Origin of the sequence: Streptomyces sp. NPDC002130 (assembly GCF_040296465.1) — a bacterium.
Classification (GTDB): domain Bacteria; phylum Actinomycetota; class Actinomycetes; order Streptomycetales; family Streptomycetaceae; genus Streptomyces.
In genome coordinates, this window is record NZ_JBEOXI010000291.1 from 1 (window position 1) to 9,350 (window position 9,350).

General features: G+C 70.2%; 10 protein-coding genes. 6 read left to right on the top strand and 4 right to left on the bottom strand.

All coding sequences use genetic code 11. The features are described 5' to 3' along the window. Positions 1 to 157: 157 nt before the first annotated feature. Together ABT116_RS35490 and ABT116_RS35495 are read right to left on the bottom strand one after the other, a co-directional pair. Positions 158 to 475: a hypothetical protein gene (locus tag ABT116_RS35490; protein ID WP_351642618.1), complete on the bottom strand. Its 318-nt coding sequence runs from the start codon at positions 473 to 475 to the stop codon at positions 158 to 160. A 30-nt stretch (positions 476 to 505) separates the two neighbouring features. After that, positions 506 to 2,185 (bottom strand): sodium:solute symporter family protein, encoded by a 1,680-nt coding sequence (locus ABT116_RS35495; protein ID WP_351642621.1) that lies wholly within the window; start codon positions 2,183 to 2,185, stop codon positions 506 to 508. Between the two features lie 164 nt (positions 2,186 to 2,349). On the opposite strand from ABT116_RS35495, the gene galT reads away from it, so the two are divergent. Genes galT through galK form a run of 3 tightly spaced genes read left to right on the top strand, consistent with a single transcriptional unit; the run spans position 2,350 to position 5,530 of the window. Then, a complete protein-coding gene (gene galT, locus ABT116_RS35500) occupies positions 2,350 to 3,411 on the top strand; it encodes a galactose-1-phosphate uridylyltransferase (RefSeq protein WP_351642624.1) in 1,062 nt (353 codons plus the stop codon). Further along, positions 3,408 to 4,376 (top strand): UDP-glucose 4-epimerase GalE, encoded by a 969-nt coding sequence (gene galE / locus ABT116_RS35505; RefSeq protein ID WP_351642627.1) that lies wholly within the window; start codon positions 3,408 to 3,410, stop codon positions 4,374 to 4,376. Before galT ends, galE begins: the two co-directional genes overlap by 4 nt. After that, the gene (gene galK / locus ABT116_RS35510) at positions 4,376 to 5,530 is read left to right on the top strand and encodes a galactokinase (RefSeq protein WP_351642630.1); all 1,155 of its coding nucleotides are present in this window, start codon (positions 4,376 to 4,378) and stop codon (positions 5,528 to 5,530) included. The genes galE and galK overlap by 1 nt, the downstream gene beginning before the upstream one ends. Before the next feature lie 419 nt (positions 5,531 to 5,949). Here galK and ABT116_RS35515 read toward each other — a convergent pair whose 3' ends face one another. After that, on the bottom strand, positions 5,950 to 6,405 hold the full coding sequence (locus ABT116_RS35515) for a GNAT family N-acetyltransferase (RefSeq protein WP_351642633.1): 456 nt from the start codon (positions 6,403 to 6,405) through the stop codon (positions 5,950 to 5,952). A 309-nt stretch (positions 6,406 to 6,714) separates the two neighbouring features. Here ABT116_RS35515 and ABT116_RS35520 point away from each other — a divergent pair, with 309 nt between their 5' ends. Further along, positions 6,715 to 7,482 (top strand): LuxR C-terminal-related transcriptional regulator, encoded by a 768-nt coding sequence (locus tag ABT116_RS35520; RefSeq protein WP_351642635.1) that lies wholly within the window; start codon positions 6,715 to 6,717, stop codon positions 7,480 to 7,482. On the opposite strand, the gene tamR is transcribed toward ABT116_RS35520, so the two are convergent. Further along, the gene (gene tamR, locus ABT116_RS35525; protein ID WP_351642638.1) at positions 7,441 to 7,938 is read right to left on the bottom strand and encodes a MarR family transcriptional regulator TamR; all 498 of its coding nucleotides are present in this window, start codon (positions 7,936 to 7,938) and stop codon (positions 7,441 to 7,443) included. The genes ABT116_RS35520 and tamR overlap by 42 nt on opposite strands. A 127-nt stretch (positions 7,939 to 8,065) precedes the next feature. On the opposite strand from tamR, the gene ABT116_RS35530 reads away from it, so the two are divergent. Both ABT116_RS35530 and ABT116_RS35535 read left to right on the top strand, forming a co-directional pair. Then, entirely contained in the window at positions 8,066 to 8,884 is an 819-nt protein-coding gene (locus ABT116_RS35530; protein WP_351642640.1) for a trans-aconitate 2-methyltransferase, read from the top strand. Beyond that, positions 8,884 to 9,243 carry a VOC family protein gene (locus ABT116_RS35535; protein ID WP_351642643.1) on the top strand — a complete coding sequence of 120 codons (360 nt, stop codon included), beginning with the start codon at positions 8,884 to 8,886 and terminating at the stop codon, positions 9,241 to 9,243. The genes ABT116_RS35530 and ABT116_RS35535 overlap by 1 nt, the downstream gene beginning before the upstream one ends. The last annotated feature ends 107 nt before the right edge of the window (positions 9,244 to 9,350 follow it).

The following is a 9,350-nucleotide window of genomic DNA, read 5'->3' on the forward strand; positions in this document are numbered from 1 at the left end:
CCCCTTCTCGCCGTACGCGGGCGCGGGCGCGCTCTGCCCCAGCTGCGGGCATGCGTGCCGCCTGGGGCGGCACGGGTGGGCGCAGCGGCACCCCGCTCCGCCGGGCTGCGCACCCACCCGGCCTCGGCACCGACGCCGCGAACTGGGGCACCCCGGTTCACTCCACCCGCGCGTCGTCCTCCGGTTCAACCCCCGGAGGTGCCGGCGCCGCAGGCCTCAGCTTCAGCCACGCCAGGAAGAACAGGCCCAGCAGCAGCATCCCCAGCCCGGTCCACAGGTTGATGTTGACCCCCTCCGCCTTGTCGATGTCGGCGTCGGACGCCGTGAAGCCGGCGATCGTGACGATCACGCCGTAGACCACGAACAGCCCGCCGATGATCCGCCGGATGTCGAACAGCCGCGCGGCGGTCGCCGACTTGCCCTGCAGTTCGGTGACTTCCCGTTGCAGGTCCTTCTCGGAGTAGAACTCGGACATGTGCGATCACACTCCTCGGTCGGGGTTCGGTCAGAACGAGAACGGGATGTAGCAGGCCGCGGCCAGGACGACCGCGCCCCAGCCCAGCAGGGCCGGCTTGCGGTACCAGGCCTCGTCCCCGGGGGCCGGTGGCTCCGCCATGCCGGGCGAGCGTGTGCCGTAGACCAGCCCCTGCAGCTCCTCCGTGGGCTTCGGCGCGGTGAACAGCGACACCGCCACCATGACGACCGCGCCCGCGACGAAGCCGGCGATCGCCGAGACGAAGTTGGCCCCCTGGTCGGAGGGGATGTCGACGATGTCCCGCTTGTAGAGGACGAAGTAGTTGACCATCGCGGCGGTGGTGCCCGCGATCAGCCCCCAGAAGCCCGACTTCATGGACGCCCGCTTCCAGAACATGCCAATGATGAAGACGACGAACATCGGCACGTTGAAGAAGGAGAACAGCGTCTGGAGGTAGGCCATGATGTTGGAGAACGAGCGGGCGAGGAACGCCGTGCCGATGGAGGCCAGGACGCCGATCGCGGTGATGAGGCGGCCGAAGCGGACGTAGTACTCGTCCTCGCGGCCCTTCACCACGTACTTCGCCCAGATGTCCGTGGTGAACACGGTGTTGAAGGACGACACGTTCGCCGCCATGCCCGCCATGAACGCCGCGAGCAGGCCGGTGACGGCGATGCCCAGCACACCGTTGGGCAGCAGCTGGGACATCAGGTAGGGGATCGCGTCGTTGTACTGGAGGTCGGAGCCGGACGTGCCGATCTTCGGCACCAGCACCGCGGCGACCAGGCCCGGGATCATCACCAGGAACACGATGAAGATCTTCGGGAACGCGGCGATCAGCGGGGTGCGCTGGGCCGCCGAGAGGTTCTTCGCGGACAGCGCGCGCTGCACTTCGGCGAAGTTCGTCGTCCAGTAGCCGAAGGAGAGGACGAAGCCGAGGCCCAGGACGATCGTCAGCCAGTTCGCGCCGAGCGGGTTGTCGCTGCCGATGCCCGTGCCGCCCCAGGAGGTCATGAAGTCGGCGCCGCGGCTCTCGGTGAGGGAGTCGGACAGGCCGTCCCAGCCGCCGACCTTCTTCAGGCCGAGAACGGAGATGGGGATGAGCGCCGCCAGGATCACGAAGAACTGCAGGACCTCGTTGTAGATCGCCGAGGACAGGCCGCCGAGGGTGATGTAGGCGAGGACGAAGAACCCGGCGACGACGATCGCCACCCACTCCGGCCAGCCCAGCAGCGCCTCGACGACGATGGCCAGGGCGTAGAGGTTGACGCCGGCGATGAGGATGGCGGCGAAGGCGAAGAGGATCGAACTGAGCAGGTGCGCCGCCCGGTCGAAGCGCATCAGCAGGAACTCCGGGACCGAGCGGACCTTGGAGCCGTAGTAGAAGGGCATCATCACCAGGCCGAGGAAGACCATGGCCGGGATGGCGCCGATCCAGTACCAGTGCGTGGTGTAGACGCCGTACTGGGCACTGTTGGCGGCCATGCCCAGGATCTCGGTCGCGCCCAGGTTGGCCGCGATGAACGCGAGACCGGTGACCCAGGCGGGCAGGGAACGGCCGGAGAGGAAGAAGTCGAGACTGGTCTTCACCGAGCGCCGGGCGGCGAAGCCGATGCCGAGGACGACGAGGAAGTAGATGCCGAGGATCGTGTAGTCGAGCCAGTTCGTGGGGAGTCGCAGCTCGGCCGACAGATATGTGGGGGTGTGCATGAGCCCTCGCTTCTTTGCGCGAACCGATACCTCGCGGGATCTTCTTCTCCGCGTTCAGCAATTGAACCCGGCCTTTGATGCACTTTGTTGGATTGTGATGTTGACGATTGGGGAGGGTAGTGTTTTTATATGTTGGGTTCTGTTTGAAGGACAAGGAGTCCGGCGTGAAGAAGACCTCGACCCGGCTGGCCGACGGTCGCGAGCTCATCTACTACGACCTGCGTGACGACAGCGTGCGGGACGCGACCGACCGCCGGCCGCTGGACCGCACCGTCACCACGTCCGAGATCCGCCGCGACCCCCTCCTCGGCGACTCCGTCGCCATCGCCTCGCACCGTCAGGGCCGCACCTACCACCCCCCGGCCGACGAGTGCCCCCTGTGCCCGTCGGCGGGCGATCGCCTGAGCGAGATCCCCGACTCGTCCTACGACGTCGTCGTCTTCGAGAACCGGTTCCCCTCGCTCGCCGGCGACTCGGGCCGCTGCGAGGTCGTCTGCTTCACCTCCGACCACAACGCGTCCTTCGCCGACCTCACCGAGGAGCAGGCGCGCCTGGTGCTGGAGGCCTGGACGGACCGCACGTCGGAGCTGTCCCATCTCCCCGCCGTCCAGCAGGTCTTCTGCTTCGAGAACCGGGGCGCCGAGATCGGCGTGACCCTCGGCCACCCGCACGGCCAGATCTACGCCTACCCCTTCACCACCCCCCGCACCGCGCTGATGCTCCGCTCGGCAGCCACCCACAAGGAGATGACGGGCGGGGAGAACCTCTTCGACGCGATCCTGGAGCGTGAACTCGCCGGCGAGCGGGTCGTCCTGGAGGGTGAACACTGGGTGGCCTTCGTGCCGTACGCGGCGCACTGGCCGTACGAGGTCCACCTGTACCCCAAGCGCCGCGTGCCCGACCTGCTCGGCCTGGACGAGGGCGCGCGCACAGAGTTCCCCAAGGTCTATCTGGAACTCTTGAGGCGCTTCGACCGGATCTTCGGTGAGAGTGAGCCCCCGACGCCGTACATCGCGGCCTGGCACCAGGCCCCGTTCGGCGCGCTGGAGGAGTTCGACGGGGTCGTGCGCGAGGACTTCGCGCTCCACCTCGAGCTTTTCACCATCCGCCGCACTTCCGGCAAGCTGAAGTTCCTCGCGGGTTCCGAGTCCGGCATGAACGTGTTCATCAACGACGTGCCGCCGGAGCACGCGGCCGAGCGACTGCGAGAGGTAGCGAGTTCATGAGCGGAAAGTACCTGGTGACAGGCGGCGCGGGATACGTCGGCAGCGTGGTCGCACAGCACCTGCTGGAGGCCGGTCACGAGGTCGTCGTCCTCGACAACCTCTCCACGGGCTTCCGCGAGGGCGTCCCGGCGGGCGCGTCGTTCGTCGAGGGCGACATCCGCGATGCCGCCAAATGGGTGGACTCCTCCTTCGACGGCGTCTTGCACTTCGCCGCGTTCTCGCAGGTCGGCGAGTCGGTCGTGAAGCCGGAGAAGTACTGGGACAACAACGTCGCCGGCACCATGGCGCTGCTGGCCGCGATGCGCGAGGCGGGCGTGCGCAAGCTGGTCTTCTCCTCGACGGCGGCGACGTACGGCGAGCCGGAGCAGGTCCCGATCGTCGAGTCGGCGCCCACGTCCCCCACGAACCCGTACGGCGCCTCGAAGCTCGCCGTCGACCACATGATCACGGGCGAGGCGGCGGCGCACGGCCTGGCCGCGGTCTCCCTTCGCTACTTCAACGTGGCGGGCGCCTACGGCGAGTACGGCGAGCGCCACGACCCCGAGTCGCACCTGATCCCGCTGGTCCTCCAGGTGGCGCAGGGCAGGCGCGAGTCGATCTCGGTGTTCGGCGACGACTACGCGACACCCGACGGCACCTGCGTCCGCGACTACATCCACGTCGCGGACCTGGCCGAGGCCCACCTGCTCGCCCTGACGGCCGCCGCCCCCGGCGAACACCTGATCTGCAACCTCGGCAACGGCAGCGGCTTCTCGGTCCGCGAGGTCATCGAGACCGTCCGCCGGGTCACGGGCCACCCGATCCCCGAGGTCGTGGCCCCCCGCCGGGGCGGCGACCCGGCGGTCCTGGTGGCCTCGGCCGCCACCGCCCGCGAGAAACTGGGCTGGAACCCGTCCCGCGCGGACCTCGCGGGCATCGTCGCGGACGCGTGGGACTTCGCGCAGAACATCGCAAGGGAGCAGTAGTGGGCGCACAGCAGGTGCGGGACGGTTTCGAGGAGCTCTACGGAGCCGCCCCCGAGGGTGTCTGGGCGGCCCCGGGCCGCGTCAACCTCATCGGTGAGCACACCGACTACAACGACGGCTTCGTGATGCCCTTCGCGCTGCCGCACACCGCCGTGGCGGCCGTCTCCCGGCGCACGGACGGCGTGCTGCGCCTGCACTCGGCGGACGTCGAGGGCGGAGTCGTCGAGCTGCGCGTCGACGAGCTGGCGCCGGAGGCGGACCGGAACTGGACGGCGTACCCGTCGGGTGTGGTGTGGGCGCTGCGCGAGGCCGGCCACCCGGTCACCGGCGCCGACATCCACCTCGCCTCGACGGTCCCCTCCGGCGCGGGCCTGTCGTCGTCGGCGGCGCTGGAGGTCGTGGTCGCGCTGGCCCTCAACGACCTGTACGAACTGGGTATGAAGGGCTGGCAACTGGCCCGCCTGTGCCAGCGCGCGGAGAACGTCTACGTCGGCGCCCCCGTCGGCATCATGGACCAGACGGCGTCGGCCTGCTGCGAGACCGGCCACGCCCTGTTCCTCGACACGCGCGACCTCTCACAGAAGCAGATCCCCTTCGACCTGGCGGCCGAGGGCATGCGCCTGCTGGTCGTGGACACGCAGGTCAAGCACTCCCACAGCGAGGGCGAGTACGGCAAGCGCCGCGCCGGCTGCGAGAAGGGCGCGGCCCTGCTGGGCGTCGACGCGCTCCGGGACATCCCCTACGCCGACCTGGACGCGGCCCTGGCCCGCCTGGGCGACGAGGAGGAGGTCCGCCGTCTGGTCCGCCACATCGTCACGGAGAACGCACGCGTCGAACGGGTCGTCTCCCTCCTCGAATCCGGCGAGACCCGCGCGATCGGCCCGGTCCTGATCGAAGGCCACGCCTCCCTTCGAGACGACTTCCGCATCTCATGCCCGGAGTTGGACCTGGTCGTCGACACGGCCCTGGCCAACGGTGCCCTGGGCGCCCGCATGACGGGCGGCGGCTTCGGCGGCTCGGCGATCGTCCTCGCGGAGGAGCAGGACGTGGACACCATCACCAAGACGGTGACGGAGGCCTTCGCGTCGGCGGGCTTCACGACCCCCCGCGTCTTCGAAGCGGTCCCGTCCCCGGGCGCCCGCCGCCTCCACTGACCGACCATACGAAAGCGGCGCCCTCGTCCGTACGAGGGCGCCGCTTTTCTTCATCCCCGGTCAGCGGTTGACGGACTGTTTTCCTGGACCCGTCCTTCACGGAGTCGCCGGTCTGCTGGCCCTCGAACACCAGCTTCATGTCCCCGGGCAGCTTGATCTCCGGCCGATCGATCCCGTCCTCCGCCGCGGTAGCGGAAGGAGAAGCCGATGCCTTGTCGCCCGAATCCGCACCGGCGATCTTGTCGGAAGACGACGAACCGTCACCTCCCCCCGAGCCACAGGCGGTCAGCAGCAGGGCCCGCGGAAGCGGTGAGCGCGGCTGTCACGAGCCGAGCGGGGCGGTTCACGGTGTCTCCCGTTGACCATGTGGGGGGGATAACTCAAGCGAACCAACGCCATCCGGTCGATGAGCGGCCGCCTCAGCCCAGCCTCTTCGTCAGCATGTACTCCGTGACCCCCGGTGGATAGTCCGGCACCGCGCACACCACCTCGTACCCCTGCTTCACATAGAACTGCGGTGCCTGGAAGTCCCACGTCTCCAGGCGGGCCGCGCCGCAGCCGCGGGACGTGGTCGCGATGTGTTCTGCCTGCGCGAGGAGTTGTGCGCCCAGGCCCCGGCCGCGGTGGCGTTCGTCGACCCACAGGTATGTCACGTGCAGCCACGTCGCCCAGGTGTAGCCGACCAGTCCGCCGGCGAGATCGTCGGTGTCGTTCACAGCCCACACGTGCAACGGGACGTCCCGTTCGCCGGGTGTCCCGCGCAGGGCGCGCAGGATCGGAGAGGCGGCTGTGTTCGTGTCCCGCAGGCGTGTGCGGAGCAGATCACGTCGGGCCTTGTCGACTTCTGTCTCAAGACGGAACATGCGGCACACCATAAACGCGTCGGACAGTCAGTTCTGCAAATAACCTTCCGCTCCGGGCCCCCGTCCGTACCCTGATGAACAGCACCGGTGGGGGCCGGTGCCGATCAGGGGGCGAGACAGCCGGGTACGACGCCCGGGGTGGGGGTGGCGGTTACTGCACGGCGGCGGCCGTGCGGCTGCGGCGACCCGGACAGGCTGCTGCGGCACCGACGGACAGTCGGACGCGGCAGACCCGGACACCCCGGCGTCGTACCCGCGTGGTGTCAACCCCCGACGATGGGGTATCCCCTGCTCTTCGGGAGCACTGGGGAAGGGGGTTACGTGGTTCGCATCCGAGTCCTGGTCGTCGACGACCATCGCATCTTCGCCGAGTCACTCGCGGCGGCCCTGGCCGCCGAGCCCGATGTCGACGTCTCCGCGGCCGGCAGCGGCCCGGCCGCGCTGCGCAGCCTGGAGCGCGCCGTCGCCGAGGGACGGCGCTTCGACGTGCTGCTCGTGGACGCCGACCTGGGCGGCAAAGTACCGGGCGCCCGCCCGGCCGTACCCGTGCAGGAGGGCAACGAGGACGGGCTCGTCGACGGGATATCCCTCGTCACGGGAGTGCGCTCCGCGCAGCCGAACGTACGGATCGTCGTGCTCGCCGCAAAGGACGATCCGCGGCGGGCGGCGCTCGCCCTGCAGGCCGGCGCCTCCGGCTGGGTCGCCAAGGACTGCTCGCTGTCCCGGCTCCTCTCGGTCATCCGGGGCGTGCTGCGGGAGGAGACCCATCTGCCGCCCGCCCTGCTGACGGGTGTGCTGCGGGAGCTCACCGCCGCCCGCAAGCACCGCACCGAGAGCGAGCGGCTCGTCGAGTCGCTCACTCCGCGTGAGCGGGAAGTGCTGCGGTGCATGGTCGCGGGGCTGGGGCGCAAGGCCGTCGCCGAGCGCCTGTTCCTGTCGCCGCACACCGTGCGGACCCACATGCAGAACGTTCTCGGCAAGCTCGGCGTGCATTCCACCCTCGCCGCCGTCGCCCTGGCGCGGCGGGCCGGGGTCGGACCCGCGGATCTAGCCGGGGATGTTGTCGAACGGGGCGGTCAGCTGGCGTAGCAGCGCCGCCAGCTCGCCGCGCTGGGCTCGGGAGAGCTCCGCGAGGATCGCGCGCTCCTGGTCCAGCAGACCCGCCAGGGCCTGGTCCGCGCGGTCCCGGCCCTCGTCCGTCAGCCGGACCAGGACGCCGCGGCGGTCACTGGGGTCGGGGAGCCGCTCCACCAGGCCCTTCTTGGCCAGGCGGTCGATGCGGTTCGTCATCGTGCCCGAGGTGACGAGGGTCTGGGTGAGGAGCTGTCCCGGCGAGAGCTGGTACGGGGTGCCCGCGCGGCGCAGGGCCGTCAGGACGTCGAACTCCCACGGCTCCAGGTTGTGCTCCGCGAACGCCAGCCGCCGTGCCCGGTCCAGATGCCGGGCCAGCCTGCTCACGCGGCTGAGCACCTCGAGCGGTTCCACGTCGAGGTCCGGGCGCTCCCGGCGCCACGCTGCGACCAGCCGATCGACCTCGTCCTCCATGACGATCAGTGTAGTGGTTGTGTCGACGTAGAGTCTCTTGACGTCCAGTTTCTTGACATCGAGATACCTTGGGGATCACGCTGGGTGTACGTCCCGCACCGCCACCACCAGGACACCAGGAGAACCCATGCCCGCAGCCGCCCCCACCTGGGACCCGGCCCAGTACCTCCGTCACGCCGGCCACCGCGCCCGCCCCTTCACCGACCTCCTCGCCCGCGTGCCCGACCTGCCCGGGGAGCCGGCCCGCATCGCCGACCTCGGCTGCGGCCCAGGCAACGTCACCTCGCTGCTCGCCGCCCGCTGGCCCACCGCCCGGATCACCGGCTACGACAACTCGCCCGAGATGCTCGACAAAGCCCACGTCGACCACGAGGGGCCCACGTCCGGGGGCGGGCATCTCGACTTCGGGCACGCCGACGCACGGACGTGGACGCCCGGCGAGCCCCACGACCTGATCATCAGCAACGCCACGCTCCAGTGGGTGCCGGGGCACGTCGAGCGGTTCGCCGACTGGGTGGCCGGGCTGAAACCGGGCGGCACCCTCGCCTTCCAGGTGCCGGGCAACTTCGACGCCCCCAGCCACCGGCTCATGCGCGAACTCGCCCATTCACCGCGCTGGCGCGCCCGGCTCGTCGGCACCCTCCGCCACGCCGACGCCGTCGCCACCCCCGAGGCCTACCTGGAGCGGCTGACCTCCCTCGGCTGCGCGGCCGACGTGTGGGAGACGACGTACATCCACCTGCTCCCGGGCGAGGACCCGGTGCTCGACTGGGTGAAGGGGACCGGACTGCGGCCCGTGCTGACCGCGCTCGCCGACGAGCCCGAGCAGCGGGACGCCTTCGTCGCCGAGTACCGGGCGGCCCTGTGCGAGGCCTACCCGGCCGGTCCGCACGGCACGCCCTTCCCCTTCCGGCGTCTCTTCGCCGTGGCCCGGCGGGAGGGCTGATGATCACCGCCCTCGATCACGTCCAGCTCGCCGCCCCGCCCGGGAGCGAGGAGCGGCTGCGCGCGTTCTACGTCGACACCCTCGGCATGACCGAGGTGCCCAAGCCGCCGGCGCTCGCCCGGCGGGGTGGTTGCTGGTTCCAGGCCGGTGCCGTGCAGCTGCACCTGGGGGTCGAGGAGGACTTCCGGGCGGCGCGGAAGGCCCACCCGGGGCTGAGGGTGACGGACATCGAGGCGTACGCCGCGCGGCTGGCAGCCCACAAGGCGCCCGTCACCTGGGACACCGGCCTGCCGGGGCACCAGCGGTTCTTCTCGCAGGACCCGGTGGGCAACCGCCTGGAGTTCCTCGAACCTCTCTAGGGCCTGTCGTTCGGATCAGCCCACAGACGCGGGGCCTGGCACGCGCATCTGCGGCGTTGTCGTCGGTCACCGACGCTCCGCGTCGACTCCCTCCTCCGCCTTGCAGC